Genomic DNA, 25,439 nt, shown 5'->3' with positions numbered 1-25,439 from the left:
TCGCGACCGCTAGTCGAAGATGCCGCCGTTCTTGCCGAACATCTTCACGTTGATCGCCTGGTTGGGCTGACCCACCGTGCCCGCCTGGACGTCCTGCTCCCTGATCCGCGAGTCGGGATCGGTCGAGCCGTCCACGTTGCCGAGCTGGTAACCGGCCGCGGACAGCTGCGCACGGGCCTGGTCCAGCGTCAGGCCGAAGAGGCTCGGAACAGGCTGCTGCGTCTGCTGCGGGCCCTTGGAGACCTTCAGCGTGATCTGGACGTCCTTGGGCTGCTGCGTCTGCCCGTCGGGCGTCTGACCGGTGACCGTGCCGGCAGGCTGCGACGAGTCCTCCTGCTGCTGGGCGATGTTGGTGAACCCGAGCGCGTTGAGCTGCTGGATGGCGACGTTGACGTCCCGTCCGATGACGTCCGGAAGCGGCGTCTGCTTCTTCTTCGCCACCGTGATCGTGACCTCGGCGTTCTGCTCCGCCTTCGATCCGCCCTTCGGGTCCTGCTTCAGGACGCGACCGGCTTCGTCCTCGGACTCCTCGAACGCGATCTTGACCTTGAAGCCCTTGTCCTTGAGCGCCTGCTCCGCGCTCTCCTGGGACTTCTCGACGACGTCCGGGACCTCGATCTGCGGGGCGCCCTCGGAGATGACCACCTGGATCGTCTCGCCGACGTTCATCTTCGTCGTGCCGTCGGCCGCCGGAATCTGGCTGCAGATCTTGCCCGGGAGCTGCTCGCACCGCTCCGAACCCGACTGGGCCACCTTGACCTGGGCGTTTGTCGCCAGGCCCTTGGCTTCCTCCAGCGTGTGGCCGACGAACTGCGGCACGGGCACCTGGTCGGTGCCCTTCTTGCCGTCGAAGATCGACTGGCCGATCAGGATCGCGCCCACCAGCACCAGGATGCCCGCGAGCACCAGCAGGATCGTCGAGGTGTTCGACTTCTTCTGGCGGCGGCGGTCCGGGCGGTCGTCGTAGCCGTAGCCGTCGTCCGGGTTCATCGGCGGAAGCATCGACGTCTGGCCGGCCGGGTCGGTCTGGCGCAGCGCCGTCGTCGGCTGGTCGTCCGACGCGTAGCCGCCGTACCCGCCGCCGTAGCCGCCTCCATACCCGGCCGCGCCCATCGCCGCGGCCGCGGCGACCGGCTGCCCGTCGAGGCAGGCCTCGATGTCGGCACGCATCTCGTCCGCGGACTGATAGCGGTAGTCGGGGTCCTTGACCAGCGCCTTCAGGACGATGGCGTCCATCGACGGCGTGATCTCGGGATCGAAGTTGCTCGGCGGCTGGGGCTCCTCGCGCACGTGCTGGTACGCGACCGCGACCGGGGAGTCGCCGACGAACGGCGGCCGGACGGTCAGCAGCTCGTACAGCAGACAGCCGGTGGAGTACAGGTCGGAGCGGGCGTCGACCTGCTCGCCCTTGGCCTGCTCCGGGGAGAGGTACTGCGCCGTGCCGATGACCGCCGCGGTCTGCGTCATGGTCATGCCCGCGTCGCCCATGGCGCGCGCGATGCCGAAGTCCATGACCTTGACCTGACCGGTCCGCGTCAGCATGACGTTCGCCGGCTTGATGTCACGGTGCACGATGCCGGCGCGGTGCGAGTACTCCAGCGCCTGGAGGATGCCCACCGTCATCTCGAGCGTGCGTTCGGGCAGCAGCTTGCGCCCGGAGTGCAGCAGCTCACGGAGGGTCGAGCCGTCGACGTACTCCATCACGATGTACGGGATGGAGACCCCGTCGACGTAGTCCTCGCCTGTGTCGTAGACAGCGACGATCGCCGGGTGGTTGAGCGAGGCGGCCGACTGGGCCTCACGGCGGAACCGGGCCTGGAAGGACGGGTCGCGGGCGAGGTCGGCCCGCAGCGTCTTCACGGCGACGGTGCGGCCGAGCCGGGTGTCGTGGGCGAGGTAGACCTCCGCCATGCCACCACGGCCGAGCACCGAGCCCAGCTCGTACCGGCCGCCGAGGCGACGCGGCTCTTCCATAACTGATCCAGCCCTCTCCGTCTGTCCCGACCGCACCCGTGTGTGGTCCGGCGGTGTGCTGTTCGCGCATACGCTACCGGCCACGGGAAGGCGATCCGCCCCGGACCGGCACCTGATACCTGACCGGTACCTGGCCGGTGCCCGGCCGCAAGGTCAGCTCCTGCTCTTCACTACCGCCTTCATCACGGCCTTGGCGATCGGGGCGGCGAGGCCGCCACCGCTGATGTCCTCGCGGTCCGTGCCCGCCGAGTCCTCGACGATAACCGCGACCGCGACCGGGGAGCCCTGGGCGGTCTTGGCGTATGAGATGAACCACGCGAAGGGGCGAGCGGCGTTCTTCGGGCCGTGCTGTGCCGTACCCGTCTTGCCGCCGACCTTCACGCCGTCCATGTTGAGGTCGGCCTTGCCGCCGGTGCCGTTCGAGACGACGTTCTCCATCATCTGCTGGAGCAGCTGCGCGTTCTCGGGCGAGACCGGGCGGCTCATCTCCTCCGGCTCGTTCTGCTTGATCACGTCGAGGTTCGGAGCCACCAGCTTGTCGACCATGTACGGCTTCATCAGCTTGCCGTCGTTGGCGATCGCCGCCGTGACCATGGCCATCTGCAGCGGAGTCGTGGCGGTGTTGAACTGGCCGATGGAGGACTGGGCGTTGCCGCCGCGGTCCATCTTCTTGTCGTAGACGGAGGCCGCCGAGCGGACCGGCGTGAACTGCTCGGCGTTGAAACCGAACTTCTCGGCCATCTCGACCATCTTGTCGCGGCCGACCTCGTCACCGAGCTTGGCGAAGACCGAGTTGCAGGAGACCTCCAGCGCCTTGTTCAGGCTGGCGTTCTCACACCCGCTGGCGTGGTTCTTCATCGGCACGGTGGACAGCGGCAGGATGTACGGCTCCGGTGTGTCCGTCGCCGCGTTGATGTCGGTGACCTTGCCGTTCTCCAGCGCCGCGGCCGCGGTGACGACCTTGAAGACGGAGCCGGGCGGGTAGATCTCGCGCAGGGCGCGGTTCTGCTTCGGCTTGTTCTTGTCCTTCTCCAGCGCGATCCACGCCTTCTCGTCCTTGCTGGAGTAGCCGGCGAAGGACGAGGGGTCGTACGACGGGGTCGAGGCGAGCGCGAGGATCTTGCCGGTGCTCGGCTCGATGGCCACGACCGCGCCCGTCTTGCTGCCGAGCCCCTCGAAGGCGGCCTTCTGGGCGGCGCCGCTCAGCGTCGTGACGACGTTGCCGCCCTTCTTCTTGTCGCCCGTGAACATCGACAGCGTGCGGTCGAAGAAGAGCCGGTCGTCGTTGCCGGTGAGGATGCCGTCCTCGATCTTCTCGATCTGGTTGGCGTCGTACGCCTGCGAGGCGTACCCGGTCACCGGTGCCCACATCGGGCCGTCGACGTAGGTCCGCTTGAAGCGGTAGTACGGGTCCTGGGAGTCGACCGAGCCCGTGATCGGCTTGCCGTCCACGATGATGTTGCCGCGCTCGTTCGCGTACCGCTCGATCGTGACGCGCCGGTTCTTCGGGTGCGCGTTCAGCTCGTCGGCGCGGACGTACTGGATCCAGTTGTCGCGGAGCAGCAGGGCGAGGACCAGCAGGCCGCAGAAGATCGCGACCCGTCGCAGGGGCTTGTTCACGGACGGACCACCTGGGTCATCTCGGCGTCGGGGGAGGGGGCGGGGGCGGGCGCCGGGCGGCGCGCGGTGTCGCTGATCCGGATCAGGATGCCGATCAGGGCCCAGTTGGCGATCACGGACGAACCGCCGTACGCGAGGAACGGCATGGTCATACCGGTCAGCGGGATGAGGCCCATCACACCGCCGGCGACGACGAAGACCTGGAGCGCGAAGGCGCCGGACAGGCCCATCGCGAGCAGCTTGCCGAAGGGGTCGCGGGCCGCGAGGGCGGTCCGGACACCCCGCTCGATGATCAGGCCGTACAGGAGCAGGAAGACCATGACGCCGGCCAGACCGAGCTCCTCGCCGACGGTGGCGAAGATGAAGTCGGAGTTGGCGGCGAAGCCGATCAGGTCCGAGTTGCCCTGGCCGAGGCCGGTGCCGAGGATGCCGCCGGAGCCGAAGGACATCAGCACCTGCGTCATCTGGTCACAGGCGGCGGCCATGTTGGAGCCCTCGGGAGCCGTCTTCAGGCACTCGAACGGGTCCAGCCAGGCGGCCACACGGGACTTGACGTGGCCGGCCGTGGAACCGACGACGACCGCACCCGCGGTGGACATCAGCAGACCCATGACGACCCAGCTGGTCCGCTCCGTCGCCACGTACAGCATGATCACGAACATGCCGAAGAACAGCAGCGACGTACCGAGGTCGTTCTCGAAGACCAGGATGAGAAGGCTGACGGCCCAGATCGTGAGGATCGGGCCGAGGTCACGGCCACGCGGCAGGTAGAGCCCCATGAACCGGCGGCTGGCCAGCGCCAGCGCGTCCCGTTTCACCATCAGATAGCCGGAGAAGAAGACCGCCAGGATGATCTTGGCGAACTCGCCGGGCTGGATGGAGAAGCCGGCGACGCTGATCCAGATCTTGGCGCCGAAGACATCGGCACCGAGGCCCGGCACCAGCGGCAGCAGCAGCAGCACCAGGGCCGCCACCATCGAGATGTACGTGTACCGCTGGAGCACCCGGTGGTCCTTCAGGACCAGCAGCACACCCACGAACATCGCGACCGCGATCGCCGAGTACAGCATCTGGCTGGGCGCGTCCGGGGTGAACGTCTTGTACCGGGAGATGATGCGCGGCGACTGGTCCAGGCGCCAGATCAGCACCAGACCCATCCCGTTCAGCAAGGTCGCCAGCGGCAGCAGCAGAGGGTCCGCGTACGGCGCGAACTTGCGCACCACGAGGTGCGCGACGCCCGCGAGCAGGCCGAGGCCGAGCCCGTACCCGAGCATTCCCGCGGGCACCTTGCCGTCGATCGCCAGGCCGACGTTCAGATAGGCGAACACCGGGATGACGACGGCGAACGCCAGCAGCGCCAGCTCGGTGTTGCGGCGGCTCGGCGCCTCGATCGCGCCGATGGTGGTCGTGTTGGTGACAACGCTCATGGTGGTGAAAGGCCCCCTACGGGTGCTTACTGCTTGCCGCAGTTCGAGGCCAGCTTCTGCTCGTCCTCCGTGAGGGTGGGGCCCGGGGAGGGAGCGGCTGTGGTGGGCTTGGATTCGGGGGTGGAACCGTCGGCGGGCGGCTTGCTCGCCTGGTCCGCGGCCTTGTCTGCGGCCTCACGGCGCTGCTCGGCCTTCTTGCAGGCCGAGGCCTGCGCCGAAAGCTCCGCGATCTTCGTCTGCGCCTTGCCGAGGCTGCCGCCGGCGATGGTGTCCTCGACCTGCTTGCGCTGGTACGCCGGCAGGTACTTGAGTTCGATCTCGGGGTGGTCCTTCTCCACATCCGACAGCGAGACCCAGGCCAGGTCCTGGCTGATGCCCCGGTACAGCGCCACGTGCTCCTCGTTCGAGCCGACGTAGTACTGCGTCTGCGTCCAGCGGTAGCCGCCGTACGCGCCGCCGCCGAGCACGGCCAGCGCCAGGATCAGGAAGAAGCTCCGCTTCAGCCACTTGCGGCCGCCGCGCTGCTTGGTGAAGTCCTCGTCGCTGTACGACCCGAACGAGCCCTGCGGGGGCATCCCGCCGTACCCGTGGTCGTCGCCGCTGCCGGGCGGACCGAAGCCGCCCGCCGGGGGCTGCTGGTGCGGCGCGGGGCGGCCGAGCCCGGAGGCACGGCCGGCCGGCGTCTGCATCGCTCCGCCGTCCGAAGGCTGCACCTGGTTCTCGGCGACCGCGCCGACGATCACCGGGGTGTCGCTCAGCTGACCGGCGAGCGTGTCACCGCCGTCGACGTCGAGGACGTCGGCGACGATCACCGTGATGTTGTCGGGGCCGCCGCCGCGCAGCGCGAGCTGGATCAGCTCCTGCACGGTCTCCTGCGGGCCCTGGTAGCTGGCGAGGGTGTCCTCCATCGTCTGGTGGGAGACGACTCCGGACAGCCCGTCGGAACAGATCAGATAGCGGTCGCCGGCCCGGACCTCACGGATCGACAGGTCGGGCTCGACATGGTCGCCGCTGCCCAGCGCACGCATCAGCAGCGAACGCTGCGGATGGGTCGTGGCCTCTTCCTCGGTGATCCGGCCCTCGTCGACGAGGCGCTGCACCCAGGTGTGGTCCTGCGTGATCTGCGTGAGCACCCCGTCGCGCAGCAGGTACGCCCGCGAGTCGCCGACGTGCACCAGGCCGAGGCGCTGGCCCGTCCACAGCAGGGCGGTGAGCGTCGTGCCCATGCCCTCCAGCTGGGGGTCCTCCTCGACCATCATCCGCAGCTGGTCGTTGGCACGCTGCACCGCCGCACCGAGCGAGGTGAGGATGTCCGAACTGGGGACGTCGTCGTCGAGGGTGACCAGCGTCGAGATCACCTCGGAGGAGGCGACCTCACCGGCGGCCTGACCACCCATGCCGTCGGCGATGGCGAGCAGACGGGGACCGGCGTAGCCGGAGTCCTCGTTGCCCTCACGGATCATGCCCTTGTGCGACCCGGCGGCGAAGCGCAGTGACAGGCTCATGCGCACCTGCCCCGTCGACGTCGCCTCGGGGTACAGCCGGTCTCGAGCCACACTGCCCACCCTCCGGTCGGGAGCCCGTGCCAGGACACGGCCGGGACCCCACGGTCCGCCGTGCGGCCCACTGTGAGGACCGCCTCGGCCCGCTCGCTCCGCTCGCACTCATACATGACGTAGCACTACTTCCGCAGCTCGATGACGGTCTTGCCGATGCGGATCGGCGCGCCCAGCGGAATCGGTGTGGCGGTGGTGAGGCGGGTCCGGTCGAGATACGTGCCGTTGGTGGACCCGAGATCCTCGACGATCCACTGGCCGTCCCGGTCCGGGTAGATCCTGGCATGGCGGCTGGACGCGTAGTCGTCGTCCAGCACGATCGTCGAATCGTGTGCACGCCCCAGCGTGATGGTCTGCCCCTGCAGGGCGACCGTCGTGCCGGTGAGGGTGCCCTCGGAGACGACGAGTTTGGTCGGGGCGCCGCGGCGCTGCCGCCCGCCGCCCGCGTTCTGCTGTCCGCGCTGCTGGGGCGGCGCGGCCGCCTGCTGGCGCGGATTCTGCTGCGGACGGGCGTCCTGGCGGCGCGAACCGCGCTGCGTGACACGCGTGCCGAACAGGTCGCTGCGGATGACCTGGACGGCCACGATCACGAACAGCCACAGAACGGCCAGGAAACCCAGCCGCATGACCGTCAGGGTCAGCTCTGACATTGCCCCCGCTTCACCCTTCGGCTTGCCGGTAAACGATGGTGGTGCTGCCCACGACGATCCGCGAGCCGTCGCGGAGCGTAGCGCGGGTGGTGTGCTGCCCGTCCACCACGATGCCGTTGGTGGATCCGAGATCCTGGATCGTCGAGGGCGTTCCGGTCCGGATCTCGCAGTGCCGGCGGGAGACGCCGGGATCGTCGATCCTCACGTCCGCGTCGGTGCTGCGGCCAAGGACCAGAGTCGGGCGGGAGATCTGATGGCGGGTGCCGTTGATCTCGATCCACCGGCGCACCTGGGCGCCGGCGGAAGGCATGGGGCCGGGGCCACCGGCGTTGGGACGGCCGGCGGGCGCCTGGCCGGGGCGCGGCGCACCGGCGCCCGGCGGCGGGGCCGCGGGCATCGGCGGGGCACCGGCCGGAGGATAGCCGTAACCACCCGGCGCACGACCCTGCGAGGGGCCGGCGGCCGGGGCCTGCTGCGGCGCCGCGTGCTGTGACGAACTCGACGCGAGAGTGCGGCTGCGCACCCGGTACAGACCGGTGTCGAGGTCTTCGGCCTTCTCCAGGTGGACCTTGATCGGGCCCATGAAGGTGTAGCGCTGCTGCTTCGCGTAGTCCCTGACCAGGCCGGCGAGCTCGTCGCCGAGCTGGCCCGAGTACGGGCTGAGGCGCTCGTAGTCCGGCGTGCTCAGCTCGACGATGAAGTCGTTGGGGACGACGGTCCGCTCGCGGTTCCAGATCGTCGCGTTGTTGTCGCACTCACGCTGGAGAGCGCCCGCGATCTCGACGGGCTGGACCTCGGACTTGAAGACCTTGGCGAAGGTGCCGTTGACCAGACCTTCGAGCCGCTGTTCGAAACGCTTCAGGACTCCCATGGGGCACCTCCTCCGTCGTTGTCGTCCTGGTACTGCTTACTGATCGTATCCACGCGTCGGGAAATCGGCTGGTTCCCCTTCTCTGCCCTGTGGACGAGTGTCACCTCTCACAGACCTTCCCCACGGATCGTAGAGGCGGCCTGTGGACAGTGTCCCGCACCCGGAGAGCGAGCAGGGGGACCGGGCGGGGCCGTGGGGGCGGTCCGCCCCGTTCCTCCCGTTACCCGTCGGCTCCTCGTTCACGCCGAGTGTCCCTCCTCTCTCTGTGGATCCGTACATCCGTCCCGAGATCCGACCCGAGATCCGTCCCTGCGTCCGTCCCGAGATCCGTCCCTGCCGTCCTGACCGTCCCGGCAATCGTTCGGGCATCCGCCCCCGGTCCCGGTCTCCGTCTGTCCTGTTCGTTCGAGGAGGGGGTCAAACAAACGGATGTGAATCCACGGTCTGCGACGTGCTAATCTTCAGATGTCGCCAGGCGATCACACCGAAAAGGTGAGGGAGCCCGGAGCACACCCAATGCGCGGGTGGCGGAATAGGCAGACGCGCTGGATTCAGGTTCCAGTGCCCGAAAGGGCGTGGGGGTTCAACTCCCCCCTCGCGCACCAGACGGAAGCCCCGTAGGTCATCGACCTACGGGGCTTCCGCATGTTGTGGACGCGCGCCCGGTGATCGGCGTCCGGCGCGGCCGACGGGTGAGACGTTCGTCGCGCCGGCGAGCGACGAAAGAGAGCCGCGGCGCGGGGTGGGCACTCCCTAGGGTGCGAGCGTGGACGCGACTACGAAGAGCAGGGCCGGGCTCCGCGCCGGTTGGAAATGGTTCGCGACGCCCGGCATGTGGTCGCGGCGCAGGACCGCCGGCGAAGTGGTGCTCGCCGTCGTCATGGCGCTGCTGGCCGCCGGCACCGAGGAACTCGCCGGAGAGCACGGATGGCAGCTCGCCGCGGTCGCGCTGGCCGCCGCGGTCCTGTCGCTGCTGCGCCGCCGGCTGCCCTCCACCACGCTCATCCTCACCGGCGGCCTCGCGCCCCTCCTGCCCGGCTTCCTGGTGCTGCTCATCCTCGTCGGCTGGTCCGCCGGCCGGTACATCGCCGGCGCCGGACGGGCGCTGATCGCGTTCACCGTCGCGTACGTATTGAACATCGCCACGTCCCTGCTCGACGTCTGGGACCTGCACCGGACCCTGACCGTCGTGTTCATGTCGACGCTGTACTACCTGGGGACGACGCTGGCACCCGGCCTCGCCAACCGGTACTGGACCCAGCGCCGGAGCCTGCTCCACGCCCTCCAGGAGCGCAACGCCCAACTGCTGAGGGAACGCGCGATGGTGGCCTCGTCGGCCCGGCTCCGGGAACGGCAGCGCATCGCCCAGGACATGCACGACAGCCTCGGACACCAACTGGCCCTCATCTCCGTGCACACCGGCGCCCTGGAGGTCGACCGGGAGCTGACCGACCGACAGCGCGAGGCGGTCGGCGTCCTGCGCAACGCGTCGGTGACCGCGATGCACGAACTGCGCGAGGTCGTCGGCATCCTGAACGACGGCATCGAGGCACCGGTCGAGGCGCCCACGGCGCCCGTACGGGCCGGCGACGAATCGGGACGGGCGGCACGGGGGACCGCCGGTATCGAGGGGCTCGTCGAGGCGGCACGGGCCGCCGGGAACAAGGTGGAGCTACGGCGGCTCGGGGAGTACCAGCCCCTCCCGCCGGCCGCCGACCACGCCGCGTACAGGATCGTCCAGGAGGCGCTCACCAACGCCTACAAGTACGCGCCGGGGGCGCCGATCGACGTCGAGGTGCGGTACGAGCCGGACTCCTTCGTCATCGAGATCGGCAACGAGCCGGTCGCCGACCCGCCGCGGGACGTGGTGAGCGGCGGACAGGGACTGACCGGGCTGTACGAGCGGGCCCGGCTCGTCGGCGGCATGGTCCACGCGGGCCCCGCCGACGGCGGCGGGTTCCGGGTCGCCGGCGTACTCCCCTACGGGGTGGTCGAAGCAGCGCCTTTGGTCGATGTGGCCGACGACTTCCGGCAGCAGTCGACGCGGCCCCTGGTCGGCGACCTTGGTCCGGTCACGGTCGGACCGGCCGACTGGACGTTCACGGAACGGGAGCTGGCGATGGCGATGCGCGGGGGCAGGAGCACGGGCCGCGGAGTCGCGGTGGGATGCGGGATCGCGTTCGCGTCCCTGGTGCTGCTGCTGGTGGCGGGGGGCTTCGGCGTCTACTTCCTGGTCGGCGCCATGGAGAAGGGCATGATCGATCCGGGCGAGTACGACGCGGTCAAGGTCGGCGCGGCCGAGCAGGAGGTGCGTGACCGGCTCCCGTCCGGCGACACCATCGCCACCACCGGTCTGCACGGCAAGGGCCCCGCGGAGCCCGAGGGGGCGAAGTGCCTGGTGCTGATGTCCTCGGAGGTCGTGGACAGCGAAGCAGAGCCGGTTTTCCGGTTCTGCTTCAAGGACGGCAAGCTGATCGAGAAAAAGTCGTACGAGGTCAAGCGCTAACGCTGGCCCGCCCGAATCGGTAGCCGTTGGGGAGTAGCTGTGACAGGGCAGCGCATCAGGGTCGTGATCGCCGATGACGAGCCGCTGATCAGGGCCGGGATCCGGATGATCCTCACCTCCGACCAGGACATCGAGGTGGTGGGGGAGGCCGCGAACGGGCGGGAGGCCGTCGAGCAGGCGCGGGCCCACGCCGCCGACGTCGTGCTCCTCGACATCCAGATGCCGGTCCTCGACGGACTCTCCGCCCTGCCCGAACTGCGCCGGGCGGCGCCCTCGACGAAGGTGATCGTGCTCACGACCTTCGGCGAACGGGAGAACGTCCTGCGCGCCCTGGAGCACGGCGGCGCGGGGTTCCTGCTCAAGGACACGGCCCCGGCCGAGCTGATCGGGGCGGTACGGGCCGCGGCGGCGGGAGACGCCTATCTGTCTCCCGCCGCCACCCGGCACGTGGTGGAACAGCTCGCCTCGGGACGCGAAGTGGCCCGCGCCGAACAGGCGCGGACGCGGGTGGCGGCGCTGAGCGAGAAGGAACGCGAGGTGCTCGCGCTGCTCGGGGAGGGGCTGTCCAACGCGGACGCCGGGCGGCGCCTGCACATGAGCGAGGCCACCGTGAAGACGTACGTCAGCCGGATCCTCGCCAAGCTGGGGTGCGAGAACCGGGTCCAGGCGGCGCTCCTCGCGCGCGACGCGGGGCTCTAGGGGCTTGTCGTGGTGGGGTCGGCGGGGCTGCCGTCGGGGAGGGCGACGGGACCGGCCGCGTTGTAGCGGAGCAGGTACGCGGCGAATCGGGCGAGGTCCTCTGCCGACCAGTCCTTGAGGCGCTCCTGGTAGGCGGCCCGCCGGCTGGCCTGGGTGGAGGCGAGGATGCGCGTGCCCGCCTCCGTGGGATGCAGCACCTGCACCCGGTGATCCTCAGGGTCCGGCCGGCGCTCGACGAGACCGAGCTTCTCCAGGCCGCCGACCTGGCGGCTGACCGTCGACTTGTCCAGCAGATAGTGGGCGGCGAGATCGGTGGCGCGGCAGCCCTGCTGGTCGACGATGTGGGCGAGCAGCGTGTACGAGACGAGCGGGAGCTCGGGATGGAGCCGGGCGGCCGCGGCGCGGGCCCGGCGGGCGAATGCCGTCAGTTCCCGCTGGATGGTGTCGACCGATGTCTCGCGCGGGGCGTCGGTCATGGTGCGCTCCTTTGGTCCCGGTTTGCTCGATGACAGTTCAGTTGTATAGTACAACGGTTCTTTAGTTGTAAAAGCCAACAATGGAGGTGGGTGCTCGTGTCCCCAGGCACTGCTGGATCGGCATCGGCGGGAACGGCACCGATCTCGGGATCGACGCCAGGATCGATGGCGGCATCGGCGGGTACGGCACCGGGACCGGCGGGTACGGCACCGGGACCGGCGTCGGGATCGGCGCCGGCGGGCGCGCTGCGGCACGTGCTCGGGCATCTGCTCACCCCGCTCCTCATGTGCGTCGGCATGGGACTCGCCTACCTCGGCGCCTTCCACGCCCCCCAGCCCCACGACCTGCGCGTCGACGTCGTCGGCTCCGGCCCCTCCGCCCAGGTCCTCGCCCAGACCCTCCACGACAAGGGTGCCGGCGCCCTCGACGTCCGCACCGTCGCCGACCGGCAGACCGCCGTCACCGCACTGCGCGAACAGACCTCCTACGGCGCCTACATCCCCGGCACCCGCCCCGAACTGCTCGTCGCCTCCGCCTCCTCCGACACCAGCGCCATGGCCGTCGAGAAGGTCTTCACCAAGGTCGCCGCAGGACAGAACGCGCCCCTGAAGGTCACCGACGTCGCCCCCGTCTCCGACGGCGACCCCACCGGACAGGGCATCTTCTTCCTCCTGGTCGCCCTCAGCATCGGCTCGTACGCCTCCGTCGCCGTCATCGGCGGCGCGGGCGCCGTCCTCCCCCTCCGGATCCGCGCCCTGCTCGCCGCCGGGACATCGCTCGCCGTCAGCCTCATCGGCACCGTCTTCGCCGGACCGATGTTCCACCTCGTCGACCACGGACTCGGCGGAGTCTGGGCGATGTCATGGCTGTACTCGGCCGGCATCCTGCTGATCGGCGTCGGCCTCCACACCTTCCTGCGCCGTTGGACCACCCTCGGCGTGATGGTCCTGTTCGTCATGCTCAACTTCACCAGCTCAGGCGGCATCTACCGCCCCGAACTCCAGCCCGGCCTCTTCGCCGCCCTGCACGCCTTCTGGAACGGCGCCGGCTTCGTCGAGGGCGTCCGCGGCCACGTCTACTTCGACGACCACGCCCTCGGCGGACACCTCCTCGTCCTCGCCCTGTGGTTCCTCGCCGGAGTCGCTCTCATGGCCGTCGCGGCCGTTGCCGAGGCGCGCCGACGGCAGGAGCCGGAGGGCCCGCCGAAGGAGGAGCCGGAGGAGGAACTGCAGGAGGAACTGGAGCAGGCCGTCGGGGTCTGAGCGTCCCGACCCCCGTTGTCCACAGGCCGTTGTCCACAGGGGGAAGACGGGCCGACCGACCCGGCGGTACCGTCATGCCCAGTTGATGTTGGGCAGCGCCACACCAAGTCGGGGGAGGATGTCTCATGGGCGAGATCCGGACCGTCGTACCGGAACAGCGAGGCATGGACAGCGGACGCGTTCCGCACGTGCCCGGGTTCGCAGAGCGGGCAGCCGCGGGAGCCACGGACACCCCCAAGGAACAGGGCAAGTCCCTGCGCGAGCGCGTCCCGCGCTCTACCCACAGCACGCTCACCCTCGCCGGCGACCGTCCCGACGCCGTCCGCGCCGTCGAGGAATCCAGCCGCGACCGGGTGAAGGAACTCGCACCGATACGCGTCGGCAGAATGGCCGCCAGCCCCTTCGCGTTCCTGCGCGGATCCGCCGGACTCATGGCCCACGACCTCGCCGGCTCCCCCGTCACCGGCGTCGCCGCCCAGATATGCGGCGACGCGCACGCGGCCAACTTCGGCCTCTACGGCGACGCACGCGGCCGCCTCGTCATCGACCTCAACGACTTCGACGAGACCGTCGTCGGCCCCTGGGAATGGGACCTGAAGCGACTCGCCACCTCCCTGGTGCTCGCCGGGCGGGAAGCGGGAGCGAGCGAGGACACCTGCCGGGCCGCCGCCTTCGACACCGTCGGCGCCTACCGACGCACGATGCGCCTGCTCGCCAAGCTCCCCGCCCTCGACGCCTGGAACGCCATCGCCGACGAGGAGCTCGTCTCCCACACCGACGCCCGTGACCTGCTCGGCACCCTCGAACGGGTCTCGGAGAAGGCACGGAACAACACCAGCGCACGCTTCGCCGCCAAGTCGACCGAGTCCGTGACCGACGCCGACGGCGGAGGCCGGCGCTTCGTCGACGCACCGCCGGTACTGCGCCGCGTACCGGACCAGGAAGCGGCGGCGGTCGCCGCCTCCCTCGGCGACTACCTGGCCACCGTCTCCGAGGACCGGCTGCCGCTGCTCGCCCGGTACGCAGTCCACGACGTCGCCTTCCGCGTCGTCGGGACCGGCAGCGTCGGCACCCGCTCCTACGTCGTGCTGCTCCTCGACCACCGCGGAGAGCCCCTCGTCCTCCAGGTGAAGGAGGCACGGCCCTCGGCCCTGCTCCCCCACCTCCCGGCCGTCGGATTCACCGTCCCGGACGCGGGACATGAAGGGCGCCGCGTGGTCCTGGGGCAGAAGCGGATGCAGGTCGTCAGCGACATCCTGCTCGGCTGGACCACGGTGCAGGGGCGCCCCTTCCAGGTGCGCCAGTTCCGCAACCGCAAGGGCAGCGTCGACCCGGCCGCCCTCACCCCGGACCAGGTCGACGACTACGGCCGCATGACCGGCGCCCTGCTGGCCCGTGCGCACGCCCACAGCGCCGACCCGCGTCTGATAGCCGGCTACTGCGGAAAGAACGAGGAGCTCGACGAGGCGATCGCGGCCTTCGCCGTCGCGTACGCCGACCGCACCACGGCGGACCACACCGACCTGGTCACAGCGGTGAACAACGGCCGGATAGCGGCCGAGCTCGGAGTGTGACGGCCGACGCCTGCCCGACCACGGGCTGACGTCGCCGAGGGGGACGGGGGATGGGGCGGGGCGGGGGAGGGAGGGGGGAGGGCCCCCGACGGGATCGTAGGCTGGTGGGGTGACGGACCGGAGCGAGGACGTAGGCGTGGACCAGGACGTGGACCAGGGCGCGAGCCCGGATGGTGACGCCGGTGCGGAGCGGCCCGAGGCGCGGCTGGAGAAGGCCGTGCGGGTGGCCGAGCAGGCGCTGATCGAGTTCGAGATCGCGGTGGAGACGTTCCGGGTCGAGGTGGACAACTTCTCCCGGCTCCACCACCAGCGGCTCGGCCCGATGTACACGCGTCTCGACGAGCTGGACGCGCAGATCGCCGAGGCGCGGGCGGCCAAGACCGGGGATCCGGAGGATCTGCGGCGGGCGCAGGAGGCGCGGGCGGTCGTGATGCCGATGCCCGGCGTCGAGGAGCTCTTCCATGACTGGATCGACTCCGACGGGCTGTCGCCCGAGGCCGCCGCGATGCTGACCGAGCAGCCGGTGCAGCCGCCGAAGCGGGTCCGGCCCGGCGAGGAGGCCCGGAAGCTGTATCGCGAGCTGGCGCGGCAGGCGCACCCGGATCTGGCGCGGGACGAGGACGAGCGCAAGCGGCGCGACGCGTTCATCACGCGGGTGAACGCCGCGTACGCGCGCGGTGACGTCGCGCTGCTGCGGGAGCTGTCCGCCGAGTGGGCCGCGGGTCCGGTGCCGGAGGAGGAGCGGCTCAGCGAGAGCGAGGAGCTGTACGCGCGCCTTGAGTGGCTGACGCAGCGCAAGGAGCTGCTGACGCTGGTGGCGCGGGAGCTGGAGGACAGCGCGATCGGCGCGATGCTGCGGATGGCGCCGGACGACCCGGACCGGTTGCTGGAGGAGATCGCCGAGCAGCTGTTGGCGCAGGTCTCCGAGCGTGAGGCGGAGCTGGCCGGACTGGTGCAGTAGGTTTTTGTCAGAGCTCGGTACTGAATGAGAGAAGGCCCGTCCCATGAACTTCGCCCCGCTGCCCTCGGTGGAAGCGGCCTCCGTGCCGGCCGATGCCCTGGTGCTGGATGTCCGGGAGGACGACGAGTGGGTGGCCGGGCATGCGGTGGACGCGCTGCATGTGCCGATGAGTGACTTCGTTGCGCGGTTCGGTGAGGTGACCGAGGCGGTGGCCGATGGCCGTCGCGCGTATGTGATGTGCCGGGTGGGTGGCCGGTCGGCGCAGGTCACGCAGTATCTGGTGCAGCAGGGGATCGACGCGGTGAACGTCGACGGCGGGATGCTCGCCTGGGACGGTGCCGGGCGGCCGGTCGTGGGGAACGACGGCAGCCCGGGCTTCGTCCTGTAGGAGCCGGTTCAGCCGAGGGGGTGGGCGGCCAGCAGGTCGCCGAGGGCTTCCTCGTGGGCGGCGGCGGGGCCGAGGGCGAGTTCGAGCTGTTTGGCCCAGGCGTGGTAGCGGTGCAGGGGGTAGTCGGTGTCGGCGCCGAAGCCTCCGTGGAGGTGTTGGGCGGTCTGGACGACGCGGCGGACGCCTTCGGATGCCCAGATCTTGGCGACGGCGATGTCCGCGGCGGCGGGCAGTGGTCCGCCGGCTCCTGTGCTGATGCGCCAGGCGGCTTGCCAGAGGGTGACTTCCATGGCGCGCAGGTCTATGTAGCGGTCGGCGGCCTGGACGGCGACGGCTTGGAAGGTGGCCACGGGGTGGCCGAACTGTTCGCGCTTGCCGGTGTACTGGCTCGTCATGGTGAGGACGTTCTCGCCGAGGCCGAGGGCGAGGGCGCAGGTTCCGGTGGCGAGGAGGCCGCGTAGCCATTCCCAGGCGCCTTCGGTGTCGATGACGTCGGCGCCGTCGAGGCGGACGGAGTCGAGGTGGAGTTCGGCGAGGAGTTCGCCGCTCGTGGAGTACTGCTCGGCGAGGGTGAGGCCGTCGTGGGTGCGGGGGAGCAGCGCGAGGACGGTGCCACCGTCGGTGGTGTGGGCGGGGACGGCGATGCGGTCGGCGCCGTGGGCCCAGGGGACGGCGCTCTGGAGGCCGTCGAGGATCCATTGGGTGCCGTCGCGGTGGGCGGTGACGGCGAGTTCGGCGGGGTCGTGGCCGGTGCGGCCGTTTGCGGCGGCGGTGAGGACGAGTTCGCCGCGGGCGACGCGGGGGAGGAGTTCGGCTGCTGTGTCGTCGGTGGCGTAGCGCTGGATGGTCATGGCGACCGCGCTGGTCTCCAGGAGGGGGACGCGGGCGAGGACGCGGGCTGATTCGCGCAGGACGAGGCAGAGGGCGATGGTGTCGAGTCCGGCGCCGCCGTGTTCGGGGGCGAGGACGAGGCCGAGGAGGTCGGAGGCGGCGAGGCGGGACCAGAGGGGTCGGTCGAGGTCGTCGGCGACGGCGTGGGGGGTGAGCGCGGGGCTCGGTACGCCGTCGGGTGTGACGCCGGAGAAGACCGCTTTGGCCGCCTCGACGGCCGCCTGCTGTTCTTCGGTGAAGGTGAAGTCCACGGCCATGCCCTCCCGTTGCCGATCTGACGGATCGTCAAGATAGAACAGGTTCTAGGCGAAGGGAATGGCCGCGGGGCCTTCAGCGGTCGAAGTCGAGCTCCACTTCCGCGGTGGCCGGGTGGGACTGGCAGGCCAGGACGTATCCGGCCTCGGTCTCTTCCGGCTCCAGGGCGAAGTTGCGGTCCATCCGGACTTCGCCGTCGACGAGGAAGGCGCGGCAGGTGCCGCATACTCCGCCCTTGCAGGCGTAGGGGGCGTCGGCGCGGGCGCGGAGGACGGTGTCGAGGAGCGTCTCGCCTTCCTGTACGGGCCAGTTGCCGGAGCGGCCGTGCAGGGTCGCGGTGAGGGTGGCGTGGACGGGTGCGTCGGCGCGGGGTGCCGGGGCGGGCGCAGAGCCGTCGTCGACGTGGAAGATCTCCTGGTGGATCCGGGTGCGGTCGACGCCGAGTCCGCGCAGGGCGTGTTCGGCGCTCTGGACGAGGCCGAACGGGCCGCACAGGAACCAGCCGTCGATGTCGGCGACGGGCAGGAGTGCGGGGAGCAGTCCGGTGAGCCGTTCCTTGTCGAGGCGTCCGGAGGGGAGGCCCGCCTGCTGTTCCTCGCGGGAGAGCACGGTGACGAGCTGGAAGCGGTCGGGGTGGCGGTCCTTCAGGTCGGCGACCTCGTCGAGGAACATCGTGGAGGAGGCGGTGCGGTCGCTCCGTACGAGGTAGAACCGGGCGTCCGGTTCCGCCGCGAGGAGGGTGGCCGCCATCGACAGGACCGGGGTGATGCCGCTGCCGCCGACGACGGCCGCGAAGCGTCCGGGGCGGGGGGCGAGGGTGAAGCGGCCCATCGGTTCCATGACCTCGACGGTGTCGCCGACGGCCAGTTCCTTGAGGGCGTACGTGGAGAACTCGCCGCCGTCGACGAGCCGGATGCCGACGCGCAGGACGGGGTCCTGGCCTTCGGGGGTGGCGGCGGCGCAGATCGAGTAGGTGCGGCGGATCTCTTCGCCGTCCCGGGTGGTGCGGCGCAGGGCGAGGTGCTGGCCGGGGGTGTGGCGGTAGGCCTCGCGCAGCTCGGGCGGGACCGCGAAGGTGACGGCCACCGAGTCGTCCGTGAGCTGCTCGACCTCGCTCACCCGGAGCGGATGGAACCCGGCCCGTCCGGGGCGTGAGGACTGCATCTACAACTCCTTGAAGTGGTCGAACGGTTCGCGGCAGGCGGTGCAGCGGCGCAGCGCCTTGCAGGCGGTGGAGGAGAACCGGCTGAGCAGTTCGGTGTCGGTGGAGCCGCAGTTCGGGCAGCGGATCGCCAGGGTGAGGGCGACGGGTCCGCCTGCGGGGCCTTGGGGGCGGGGCGGGGCGATGCCGAATTCGGCGAGCTTGCGCCGTCCTTCGTCGCTGATGTCGTCCGTCGACCAGGCGGGTGCGAGGACGGTGACGACGGTGACCTCGGGCACGCCGTGCTCGTGCAGTGCGTGCTCGATGTCGCTGGACATCGCTTCGATGGCGGGGCAGCCGGTGTACGTGGGGGTCAGCTCGACCTCGACGCGGCCGGTGCCGAGGACCTGGACGCCGCGCAGGACGCCGAGTTCGCCGAGGGTGAGGACGGGCAGCTCGGGGTCGGGGACGGCGCCGGCGATCCGGCTCAGTTCCTGCTCCAGGTCCGTCATGGTCACCATGTCGCCCCCGGGTGGCTGCGGTGCAGGTGCTGCATCTCGGCGAGCATCCGGCCGAAGGATTCGGTGTGCAGGCCCTGTCGGCCCGCTCCCGCGGCCCAGGCGCCGGTGCGGGGCCCGCCGGGGACGGTGAGGGTGGCCTTTTCGAGGACGGCGGTGACGGAGGCGAGCCAGGCGCTCTGCAGGGCTTCGTGGTCGACGTCGAGGCCGTCGACGGGCTGGAACAGCTCGCCGGTGTAGCGCCAGAGCGCGTCGCAGGCCCGCTGCATCCGGTCGTGGCTCTCGGGGGTGCCGTCGCCGAGGCGCAGGGTCCAGTGTTCGGCGTGGTCCTGGTGGTAGGCGACTTCCTTGACGGCTTTGGCCGCGAGTCCGCTCAGGGGCCCGCCGCCGGTGGCCAACCGGCCGTAGAGGAGCCGCTGGTAGGTGGAGAAGTAGAGCTGGCGCGCGATGGTGTGGGCGAAGTCGCCGTTGGGCTGTTCGACCAGCTGGGTGTTGCGGAAGGCCCGTTCCTCGCGGAGGTAGGCGAGCTCGTCCTCGTCGCCGACGAGCGAGAGCAGGATGCGTGCCTGGCCGAGCAGGTCGAGTGCGATGTTGGCGAGGGCGACCTCCTCTTCCAGTACGGGCGCGCTGCCGGCCCACTCCCCCAGGCGGTGGGAGAGGACGAGGGCGTCGTCGCCGAGGGCGAGGGCGGCGGTCGTGGTCGCGGTGGTCTGCGCGGTCACAGGTGCTTCACTCCCTCGGGGATCTCGTAGAAGGTCGGGTGGCGGTAGGGCTTGTCCGCCGACGGCTCGAAGAAGGGGTCCTTCTCGTCGGGCGAGGACGCGGTGATCGCGGCGGAGGGGACCACCCAGATCGATACGCCTTCGTTCCGGCGGGTGTACAGGTCGCGGGCGTTGCGCAGGGCCATCTCGGCGTCCGGCGCGTGGAGGCTGCCCGCGTGGGTGTGGGACAGTCCGCGGCGCGAGCGCACGAACACCTCCCACAGGGGCCATCCGTCGGTGGTCATGCGCCTGCCTCCCCGTGCTTCTGCTGCTGTGCGTGCTTGTCTGCGTATGCCGCGGCGGCGTCCCTGACCCAGGCGCCGTCCTCGTGGGCCTGGCGGCGCTTGTCGAGCCGCTGTTCGTTGCAGGGGCCGTTGCCCTTGAGGACGTCCCAGAACTCGGTCCAGTCGATGGCGCCGAAGTCGTGGTGTCCGCGCTCCTCGTTCCACTTCAGGTCCGGGTCGGGGAGGGTGAGCCCGAGGGCCTCGGCCTGGGGGACGGCGATGTCGACGAAGCGTTGGCGCAGCTCGTCGTTGGAGTGGCGCTTGATCTTCCAGGCCATGGACTGGGCGGAGTGCGCCGACTCGTCGTCCGGGGGGCCGAACATCATCAGGGAGGGCCACCACCAGCGGTCGACCGCGTCCTGGGCCATGGCGTGCTGGGCCTCGGTGCCGCGGGAGAGGGCGAGCAGGGCTTCGTAGCCCTGGCGCTGGTGGAAGGACTCCTCCTTGCAGACGCGGACCATCGCGCGGGCGTACGGGCCGTAGGAGCAGCGGCAGAGCGGGACCTGGTTGGTGATGGCGGCGCCGTCCACGAGCCAGCCGATCGCGCCGACGTCGGCCCAGGTCAGCGTGGGGTAGTTGAAGATCGAGGAGTACTTCTGGCGGCCGGAGTGGAGCTTGTCGAGCAGCTCGTCGCGGCTGGTGCCGAGGGTCTCCGCCGCGCTGTACAGGTAGAGACCGTGGCCGGCTTCGTCCTGGACCTTGGCCATGAGGATCGCTTTGCGGCGCAGTGAGGGCGCGCGGGTGATCCAGTTGGCCTCGGGCTGCATTCCGATGATCTCGGAGTGCGCGTGTTGCGCGATCTGGCGGACGAGCGACGCCCGATAGGCGTCGGGCATCCAGTCGCGTGGCTCGATGCGCTCGTCGGCGGCGACGGCGGCGTCGAACACCGCCTCGTAGGCGGCGTGGGTCGCTGCCGTGGCCGCGTCCCGCATGGACTGTGCGTCCTGTGCGCCCGCGGTCACCGCTGTCGCTGACGTCCCTGTGGTCATCGGACCCCCTACCGACCGATCGTTCGGTTGAATGACTTCAATGGTCGGTCGGCGGCCCGTATGGTGTCAACCCTGTGGATAACAGCGGTGGACGAATCGGGGATCGGGGCGGGATGGACTCGTACGACGACACGGGCACGCGTGAAGCGCGCCCAGCCACCGGACCGGGGCCCCGAACGGGCGTCGGGATCGCCTCGCTCTCGCTTCCGTACCAGGTCGTCGCGGCCGTCGCGCTGGCCGGCGCGGGCGTCTTCGCCCTGGTCCATCTCGCGATGGTGTTTCTCCACGTCGCACCGTCGAACACGCTCACCAAGCAGCACGGAGCGGTCGTCGACGACTGGATCTACCCCGAGTTCGAGCAGAACTGGAAGCTCTTCGCGCCCAACCCGCTCCAGCAGAACAACGCCGTCCAGGTTCGCGCGGAGGTCGCCGCGGCCGACGGCTCCCGGCGCACCACCGGCTGGATCGATCTGACCGCGCAGGACACCGAGGCCGTCCGCGGCAGCCTCCTCCCCAGCCACACGGAGCAGAACGAGCTCCGCCGGGCGTGGGACTTCTATCTGAACACCCACACCGAGGACCATCGGGCCCAAGGGCTGCGCGGCCGGCTCTCCGAGAGCTACGTCCGCCGGATCGTGATGCTCCGCCTCGACGAGCAGCGCCTCGACGGCGCGGTGAAGCGGATCCAGCTCCGTACCACCGTGCGTGCCGTCCCGGCCCCGTCGTGGAGCACCGAGAAGACCTCCACCGACCCCGTCCACCGGGAGTACCCGTGGTGGAAGGTGACCGCCGCCGATCTGCCCGGTGGTGCGAAGGACGTCCGTACGGAGGCGGCCCGGTGAACCAGCCCTCCCAGAACCAGGCGCCTGAGAACCAGCCGTCCCAGGACCAGCCGTCCCAGAACCGGCCGTCCCAGGACCAGGCCCCGGAGAACCTGGCAGCTCAGGACCAGGCCCCCGTGCACCAGACCTCCGGCGACCACGCGGCCCCGGGTGCGTACGCCGCCCCCGGCCTGCCCCGCGAGCCCTTCGACCGGCGGCTCGCGCGGGCCATCCAGCGGGTCACCGCCAACGCCCTCGGGCCGTACCAGAGCGCGATCATCCGGATCGGCTTCTCGCTCACCTGGCTGCTCTTCCTGCTGCGCGAGCTGCCCCACCGTCATGAGCTGTACGGCCCCGAAAGCCCCTGGTCGTGGGAGATGGGCCGGCAGCTGATCGCCGACAACAGCGCGTTCACGGTGCTGATGTGGTCGGACGGCGGGCTCTGGTTCGAGTTCGTCTACGTGCTCGCCGTGCTCTCCGCCGCGCTGCTGCTGGTCGGCTGGCGCACCCGCGCCATGTCGGTGGTCTTCATGGTCGGCGTGCTGTCCCTGCAGAATCGCTCCGTCTTCGTGGGCGACGGCGGCGACAACGTCATCCACCTCGCCGCGATCTACCTCGTCCTGACCCGCTGCGGCCAGGTCTGGTCCCTGGACGCCCGCCGGGCGGCCCGCGAGGCCCGCGCCGCGGCCGACGGTCTGACACCACGCCGTGACGTCGTCGGACCTCTGCTGTGGGTGGTCCTCGGAGGCTTCCTGCTCGTCGCCACCTACTTCCTCGGTGTCACCGGCTCCACCTGGCTGCTGGTGCTGATGTGGGTGCTGTGGCTGGCGCAGGCGCTGTGGTGGGCGGTGTGCCGCTACGCCCCGGGCGAGCCGCGCACGCTCCTCGACGTCCTCGCCAATCTCGCCCACAACGCGACGCTCGTCGTGATCATGGCCGAGGTCTGTCTGATCTACGCCACGGCCGGCTGGTACAAGATCCAGGGTTCGCGCTGGCAGGACGGCACCGCGCTGTACTACCCGCTCCAGCTGGACTACTTCACTCCGTGGCCCGCGCTCTCCGACTTCCTCGGCTCCAGCGGCGTGATGGTGATGGTGTTGACCTACGGCACCGTGCTGATCCAGGTCGCGTTCCCCTTCGCGCTGTTCAACCGCAAGGTCAAGAACGTCCTGCTGGTGGCGATGATGCTGGAGCACGCCGGGATCGCGGTGCTGCTCGGGCTGCCCCTGTTCTCGCTCGCGATGATCTCCGCGGACGCGGTGTTCCTGCCGACGGCGTTCCTGGTCTGGCTGGGCGCGCGGGTGGGGCTCGGCCGGGACAGGCTGCTGTCCCGGAGGGGTGGGAAGGTGCCCGACCAGCGCCGTTCGAGTGAGGAACCCGCCGCCCGTACCCTCGTGGGGTGAGCACCGCAGAGCAGTCCGAGCCGATCCAGTACGACGAGGGGTACGCCCCCGAGGTCGGTGTCGGGCCGCATCCGCTGCCCTGGCCGGACGGCGAGCGCTACGACCCCGAGCTGCTGGTCGGCGGGGATCGGCGCAATGTCGTCGACCGGTACCGGTACTGGACGCGCGAGGCGGTCGTCGCCGACCTGGACACCCGCCGTCACGACTTCCATGTCGCCGTGGAGAACTGGGGCCACGACTTCAACATCGGGTCGGTGGTGCGGACCGCGAACGCGTTCCTGGCGAAGGAGATCCACATCGTGGGTCGCCGGCGCTGGAACCGGCGCGGGGCGATGGTCACGGACCGCTACCAGCATGTGCGCCACCACCCGGACACCGAGTCGCTGACCGCGTGGGCCGCGGCCGAGGGTCTGCCGATCATCGGGATCGACAACCTGCCGGGCGCGGTGCCGCTGGAGCGGACCGTGCTGCCGCGGCGCTGTGTCCTGCTCTTCGGCCAGGAGGGGCCGGGCCTCACCGAGGAGGCCCGGAAGCACGCGGAGAAGGTCTGCTCGATCGCCCAGTTCGGTTCGACCCGGTCGATCAACGCCGGTGCCGCGGCCGCGATCGCGATGCACGCGTGGGTGCAGCGGTACGCCGAGATCGAGGGAACGGCAGGGCTCGCGGAGACCCCGTAGGGCCTCCGCGAGACCGCGGCTCACGCCTGGCGGCGGACCTCCACCACCCGGAAGCGGTTGGCGACGAAGGCCGCGTCGCACAGGGCCGCGTTCGCGGCCGGATTGCCGCCGGAGCCGTGGAAGTCGGAGAACGCCGCCGTCTGGTTGACGTAGACCCCGCCCGTCAGGTTCAGCGACAGCTGGGCCGACTCCTCCAGGCAGACCTCCTCGACGGCGCGCTCGGTGTCGGCCGAGGTGGTGTACGCCCCGACCGTCATCGCGCCCTTCTCGCGGACCGTGCGCCGCAGCAGTTCGAGGGCGTCGGCGGTCGAGTCGACGGAGACGGCGAAGGACACCGGACCGAAGCACTCGGAGAAGTACGCGGCGTCCGCGTCGGGCTTGGAGCCGTCCAGCTTCACGATGACCGGCGTACGGACGACGGCGCCCGGGAAGTCCGGGTTCGCGACCTCGCGGGAGGCCAGCGCCACCTCGCCCAGGCCGGCCGCGGCCTCCAGTCGCGCCTTCACGTCGGGGTTGACCAGCGCGCCGAGCAGGGCGTTCGCCCGGGCGTCGTCGCCGAGCAGGCCACCCACCGCCGCCGCGAGATCGGCGACCACCTCGTCGTACGACTTGGTGCCCGCGTCGGTGGTGATGCCGTCGCGGGGGATCAGCAGGTTCTGCGGGGTCGTGCACATCTGGCCGCTGTACAGGGACAGGGAGAAGGCCAGGTTGGAGAGCATCCCCTTGTAGTCGTCGGTGGAGTCGACGACGACCGTGTTGACGCCGGCCTTCTCCGTGTAGACCTGCGCCTGGCGGGCGTTGGCCTCCAGCCAGTCGCCGAAGGCGGTGGAGCCGGTGTAGTCGATGATCCGGACCTCGGGGCGGACGGCCAGGGTCTTGGCGATGCCCTCGCCGGGCCGCTCGACGGCCAGCGCGACCAGGTTCGGGTCGAAGCCGGCCTCGGCGAGGACCTCACGGGCCACACGGACCGTGAGCGCCAGCGGGAGGACGGCCCGGGGGTGGGGCTTGACCAGGACCGCGTTACCGGTGGCCAGGGAGGCGAACAGGCCCGGGTAGCCGTTCCAGGTCGGGAAGGTGTTGCAGCCGATCATCAGCGCGATGCCGCGGGCGACCGGGGTGAACTGCTTGGTCAGCTCCAGCGGGTCCCGCTTGCCCTGCGGCTTGGACCAGGGGGCGGTGCCGCCGGGGGTGCGGGTCTGCTCCGCGTACGCGTACGCCACCGCTTCGAGGCCGCGGTCCTGCGCGTGCGGGCCGCCGGCCTGGAACGCCATCATGAAGGCCTGGCCGCTGGTGTGCATCACCGCGTGCGCGAACTCGTGGGTGCGGGCGGAGATCCGGGCGAGGATCTCGAGCGAGACCAGGGCGCGGACCTCGGGTCCGGCCTCGCGCCAGGCGGCCATGCCGGCGCGCATCGCGGGCAGCAGGACGTCGATGTCGGCGTGCGGGTACTCCACGCCGAGCGCCGGGCCGTACGGCGAGATCTCGCCACCGGTCCAGCCGTCCGTGCCGGGCTGGTCCAGCTCGAAGCGGTTGTCGAGCAGTGCCTTGTACGCGTCGAGACCGGCGGCGGCGTCCAGCGAGCCGTTCTCGCCGTATGCCTTCGGGTGCTCGGGGTGGGGCGACCAGTAGGCACGGGTGCGGATGGTGTCGAGAGCCTGGTCGAGTGTGGACCGGTGCTTCTCGGCCAGAGCGTCGGTGGTCAGCTGAGCGGCGGCCATGGCAGGACCAACTCCT

23 protein-coding genes and 1 tRNA gene are annotated in these 25,439 nt (G+C 70.5%); 10 read left to right on the top strand and 14 right to left on the bottom strand.

The features are described 5' to 3' along the window. Positions 1 to 9: 9 nt before the first annotated feature. The 6 genes from pknB to ACFQ7Q_RS02775 form a co-directional block, all read right to left on the bottom strand. Positions 10 to 1,974: a Stk1 family PASTA domain-containing Ser/Thr kinase gene (gene pknB / locus ACFQ7Q_RS02800; protein ID WP_383548890.1), complete on the bottom strand. Its 1,965-nt coding sequence runs from the start codon at positions 1,972 to 1,974 to the stop codon at positions 10 to 12. Positions 1,975 to 2,127: 153 nt separating this feature from the next. Continuing rightward, positions 2,128 to 3,594 carry a peptidoglycan D,D-transpeptidase FtsI family protein gene (locus ACFQ7Q_RS02795; protein ID WP_383548887.1) on the bottom strand — a complete coding sequence of 489 codons (1,467 nt, stop codon included), beginning with the start codon at positions 3,592 to 3,594 and terminating at the stop codon, positions 2,128 to 2,130. Next, on the bottom strand, positions 3,591 to 5,021 hold the full coding sequence (locus tag ACFQ7Q_RS02790) for an FtsW/RodA/SpoVE family cell cycle protein (protein ID WP_329118513.1): 1,431 nt from the start codon (positions 5,019 to 5,021) through the stop codon (positions 3,591 to 3,593). Before ACFQ7Q_RS02790 ends, ACFQ7Q_RS02795 begins: the two co-directional genes overlap by 4 nt. Positions 5,022 to 5,047: 26 nt before the next feature. Next, positions 5,048 to 6,526, bottom strand: coding sequence for a Stp1/IreP family PP2C-type Ser/Thr phosphatase (locus tag ACFQ7Q_RS02785; RefSeq protein ID WP_383548883.1), 1,479 nt, complete (start codon positions 6,524 to 6,526; stop codon positions 5,048 to 5,050). 176 nt (positions 6,527 to 6,702) lie between these two features. Next, complete coding sequence (locus ACFQ7Q_RS02780) at positions 6,703 to 7,227, bottom strand: FHA domain-containing protein (RefSeq protein WP_329118517.1); 525 nt, start codon at positions 7,225 to 7,227, stop codon at positions 6,703 to 6,705. Positions 7,228 to 7,237: 10 nt separating this feature from the next. Continuing rightward, positions 7,238 to 8,098: an FhaA domain-containing protein gene (locus ACFQ7Q_RS02775; protein ID WP_383548880.1), complete on the bottom strand. Its 861-nt coding sequence runs from the start codon at positions 8,096 to 8,098 to the stop codon at positions 7,238 to 7,240. A 518-nt stretch (positions 8,099 to 8,616) separates the two neighbouring features. On the opposite strand from ACFQ7Q_RS02775, the gene ACFQ7Q_RS02770 reads away from it, so the two are divergent. From ACFQ7Q_RS02770 to ACFQ7Q_RS02760, 3 genes are all read left to right on the top strand, one after another. Beyond that, positions 8,617 to 8,703 (top strand) — tRNA-Leu (locus ACFQ7Q_RS02770). 227 nt (positions 8,704 to 8,930) lie between these two features. Continuing rightward, positions 8,931 to 10,604, top strand: coding sequence for a sensor histidine kinase (locus ACFQ7Q_RS02765; RefSeq protein ID WP_383549125.1), 1,674 nt, complete (start codon positions 8,931 to 8,933; stop codon positions 10,602 to 10,604). A gap of 39 nt (positions 10,605 to 10,643) precedes the next feature. Continuing rightward, positions 10,644 to 11,303, top strand: a complete 660-nt coding sequence (locus ACFQ7Q_RS02760) for a response regulator (RefSeq protein WP_383548878.1) — start codon at positions 10,644 to 10,646, stop codon at positions 11,301 to 11,303. Here the strand turns inward: ACFQ7Q_RS02760 and ACFQ7Q_RS02755 are convergent. Further along, the gene (locus ACFQ7Q_RS02755) at positions 11,300 to 11,779 is read right to left on the bottom strand and encodes a MarR family winged helix-turn-helix transcriptional regulator (RefSeq protein WP_383548875.1); all 480 of its coding nucleotides are present in this window, start codon (positions 11,777 to 11,779) and stop codon (positions 11,300 to 11,302) included. The two genes, ACFQ7Q_RS02760 and ACFQ7Q_RS02755, sit on opposite strands and share 4 nt — an antisense overlap. A gap of 165 nt (positions 11,780 to 11,944) precedes the next feature. On the opposite strand from ACFQ7Q_RS02755, the gene ACFQ7Q_RS02750 reads away from it, so the two are divergent. The 4 genes from ACFQ7Q_RS02750 to ACFQ7Q_RS02735 all read left to right on the top strand — a co-directional run bounded on the left by ACFQ7Q_RS02750 (position 11,945) and on the right by ACFQ7Q_RS02735 (position 15,965). Beyond that, positions 11,945 to 13,042: a hypothetical protein gene (locus tag ACFQ7Q_RS02750; RefSeq protein ID WP_383548872.1), complete on the top strand. Its 1,098-nt coding sequence runs from the start codon at positions 11,945 to 11,947 to the stop codon at positions 13,040 to 13,042. Between the two features lie 125 nt (positions 13,043 to 13,167). After that, the gene (locus ACFQ7Q_RS02745; RefSeq protein ID WP_383548870.1) at positions 13,168 to 14,616 is read left to right on the top strand and encodes a DUF2252 domain-containing protein; all 1,449 of its coding nucleotides are present in this window, start codon (positions 13,168 to 13,170) and stop codon (positions 14,614 to 14,616) included. A 136-nt stretch (positions 14,617 to 14,752) separates the two neighbouring features. Beyond that, positions 14,753 to 15,577 (top strand): hypothetical protein, encoded by an 825-nt coding sequence (locus ACFQ7Q_RS02740; protein ID WP_383549122.1) that lies wholly within the window; start codon positions 14,753 to 14,755, stop codon positions 15,575 to 15,577. A gap of 43 nt (positions 15,578 to 15,620) precedes the next feature. Then, complete coding sequence (locus ACFQ7Q_RS02735) at positions 15,621 to 15,965, top strand: rhodanese-like domain-containing protein (RefSeq protein WP_383548867.1); 345 nt, start codon at positions 15,621 to 15,623, stop codon at positions 15,963 to 15,965. 8 nt (positions 15,966 to 15,973) lie between these two features. On the opposite strand, the gene ACFQ7Q_RS02730 is transcribed toward ACFQ7Q_RS02735, so the two are convergent. From ACFQ7Q_RS02730 to paaA, 6 genes are all read right to left on the bottom strand, one after another. Next, on the bottom strand, positions 15,974 to 17,107 hold the full coding sequence (locus ACFQ7Q_RS02730; RefSeq protein WP_383549119.1) for an acyl-CoA dehydrogenase family protein: 1,134 nt from the start codon (positions 17,105 to 17,107) through the stop codon (positions 15,974 to 15,976). A 79-nt stretch (positions 17,108 to 17,186) separates the two neighbouring features. Next, on the bottom strand, positions 17,187 to 18,275 hold the full coding sequence (locus ACFQ7Q_RS02725; RefSeq protein WP_383548864.1) for a 2Fe-2S iron-sulfur cluster-binding protein: 1,089 nt from the start codon (positions 18,273 to 18,275) through the stop codon (positions 17,187 to 17,189). Then, the gene (gene paaD / locus ACFQ7Q_RS02720) at positions 18,276 to 18,773 is read right to left on the bottom strand and encodes a 1,2-phenylacetyl-CoA epoxidase subunit PaaD (RefSeq protein ID WP_383548861.1); all 498 of its coding nucleotides are present in this window, start codon (positions 18,771 to 18,773) and stop codon (positions 18,276 to 18,278) included. Then, positions 18,767 to 19,492, bottom strand: coding sequence for a 1,2-phenylacetyl-CoA epoxidase subunit PaaC (gene paaC, locus ACFQ7Q_RS02715; protein WP_383548859.1), 726 nt, complete (start codon positions 19,490 to 19,492; stop codon positions 18,767 to 18,769). Before paaC ends, paaD begins: the two co-directional genes overlap by 7 nt. Beyond that, entirely contained in the window at positions 19,489 to 19,776 is a 288-nt protein-coding gene (gene paaB, locus ACFQ7Q_RS02710; RefSeq protein WP_260228409.1) for a 1,2-phenylacetyl-CoA epoxidase subunit PaaB, read from the bottom strand. The genes paaC and paaB overlap by 4 nt, the downstream gene beginning before the upstream one ends. Next, entirely contained in the window at positions 19,773 to 20,747 is a 975-nt protein-coding gene (paaA, locus tag ACFQ7Q_RS02705) for a 1,2-phenylacetyl-CoA epoxidase subunit PaaA (protein ID WP_383549116.1), read from the bottom strand. Before paaA ends, paaB begins: the two co-directional genes overlap by 4 nt. A gap of 170 nt (positions 20,748 to 20,917) precedes the next feature. Here paaA and ACFQ7Q_RS02700 point away from each other — a divergent pair, with 170 nt between their 5' ends. The 3 genes from ACFQ7Q_RS02700 (at position 20,918) to ACFQ7Q_RS02690 (ending at position 23,705) form a co-directional block, all read left to right on the top strand. Next, positions 20,918 to 21,646 (top strand): DUF5819 family protein, encoded by a 729-nt coding sequence (locus ACFQ7Q_RS02700; protein WP_383548856.1) that lies wholly within the window; start codon positions 20,918 to 20,920, stop codon positions 21,644 to 21,646. Between the two features lie 170 nt (positions 21,647 to 21,816). Continuing rightward, a complete protein-coding gene (locus tag ACFQ7Q_RS02695; RefSeq protein ID WP_383549113.1) occupies positions 21,817 to 23,028 on the top strand; it encodes an HTTM domain-containing protein in 1,212 nt (403 codons plus the stop codon). Then, positions 23,025 to 23,705, top strand: coding sequence for a TrmH family RNA methyltransferase (locus tag ACFQ7Q_RS02690; protein ID WP_383548853.1), 681 nt, complete (start codon positions 23,025 to 23,027; stop codon positions 23,703 to 23,705). Before ACFQ7Q_RS02695 ends, ACFQ7Q_RS02690 begins: the two co-directional genes overlap by 4 nt. A gap of 20 nt (positions 23,706 to 23,725) precedes the next feature. On the opposite strand, the gene paaN is transcribed toward ACFQ7Q_RS02690, so the two are convergent. After that, the gene (gene paaN, locus ACFQ7Q_RS02685) at positions 23,726 to 25,423 is read right to left on the bottom strand and encodes a phenylacetic acid degradation protein PaaN (protein WP_383548850.1); all 1,698 of its coding nucleotides are present in this window, start codon (positions 25,421 to 25,423) and stop codon (positions 23,726 to 23,728) included. Between the last annotated feature and the right edge of the window lie 16 nt (positions 25,424 to 25,439).

Source organism: Streptomyces sp. NPDC056527, from assembly GCF_042794475.1.
Taxonomy (GTDB): domain Bacteria; phylum Actinomycetota; class Actinomycetes; order Streptomycetales; family Streptomycetaceae; genus Streptomyces.
The sequence above is the reverse complement of the archived record's forward strand: the minus strand, read 5'-3'. Positions and strand labels throughout refer to the sequence as shown.

Excerpts from the sequence above, each read along its gene's own strand:
- pknB (WP_383548890.1), bottom strand. The coding sequence starts at position 1,974 with ATGGAAGAGCCGCGTCGCCTCGGCGGCCGGTACGAGCTGGGCTCGGTG.
- ACFQ7Q_RS02790 (WP_329118513.1), bottom strand. The coding sequence starts at position 5,021 with ATGAGCGTTGTCACCAACACGACCACCATCGGCGCGATCGAGGCGCCG.
- ACFQ7Q_RS02785 (WP_383548883.1), bottom strand. The coding sequence starts at position 6,526 with ATGAGCCTGTCACTGCGCTTCGCCGCCGGGTCGCACAAGGGCATGATC.
- ACFQ7Q_RS02780 (WP_329118517.1), bottom strand. The coding sequence starts at position 7,227 with ATGTCAGAGCTGACCCTGACGGTCATGCGGCTGGGTTTCCTGGCCGTT.
- ACFQ7Q_RS02775 (WP_383548880.1), bottom strand. The coding sequence starts at position 8,098 with ATGGGAGTCCTGAAGCGTTTCGAACAGCGGCTCGAAGGTCTGGTCAAC.
- ACFQ7Q_RS02765 (WP_383549125.1), top strand. The coding sequence starts at position 8,931 with ATGTGGTCGCGGCGCAGGACCGCCGGCGAAGTGGTGCTCGCCGTCGTC.
- ACFQ7Q_RS02755 (WP_383548875.1), bottom strand. The coding sequence starts at position 11,779 with ATGACCGACGCCCCGCGCGAGACATCGGTCGACACCATCCAGCGGGAA.
- ACFQ7Q_RS02750 (WP_383548872.1), top strand. The coding sequence starts at position 11,945 with ATGGCGGCATCGGCGGGTACGGCACCGGGACCGGCGGGTACGGCACCG.
- ACFQ7Q_RS02745 (WP_383548870.1), top strand. The coding sequence starts at position 13,168 with ATGGGCGAGATCCGGACCGTCGTACCGGAACAGCGAGGCATGGACAGC.
- ACFQ7Q_RS02735 (WP_383548867.1), top strand. The coding sequence starts at position 15,621 with ATGAACTTCGCCCCGCTGCCCTCGGTGGAAGCGGCCTCCGTGCCGGCC.
- ACFQ7Q_RS02725 (WP_383548864.1), bottom strand. The coding sequence starts at position 18,275 with ATGCAGTCCTCACGCCCCGGACGGGCCGGGTTCCATCCGCTCCGGGTG.
- paaD (WP_383548861.1), bottom strand. The coding sequence starts at position 18,773 with ATGGTGACCATGACGGACCTGGAGCAGGAACTGAGCCGGATCGCCGGC.
- paaB (WP_260228409.1), bottom strand. The coding sequence starts at position 19,776 with ATGACCACCGACGGATGGCCCCTGTGGGAGGTGTTCGTGCGCTCGCGC.
- paaA (WP_383549116.1), bottom strand. The coding sequence starts at position 20,747 with ATGCGGGACGCGGCCACGGCAGCGACCCACGCCGCCTACGAGGCGGTG.
- ACFQ7Q_RS02700 (WP_383548856.1), top strand. The coding sequence starts at position 20,918 with ATGGACTCGTACGACGACACGGGCACGCGTGAAGCGCGCCCAGCCACC.
- paaN (WP_383548850.1), bottom strand. The coding sequence starts at position 25,423 with ATGGCCGCCGCTCAGCTGACCACCGACGCTCTGGCCGAGAAGCACCGG.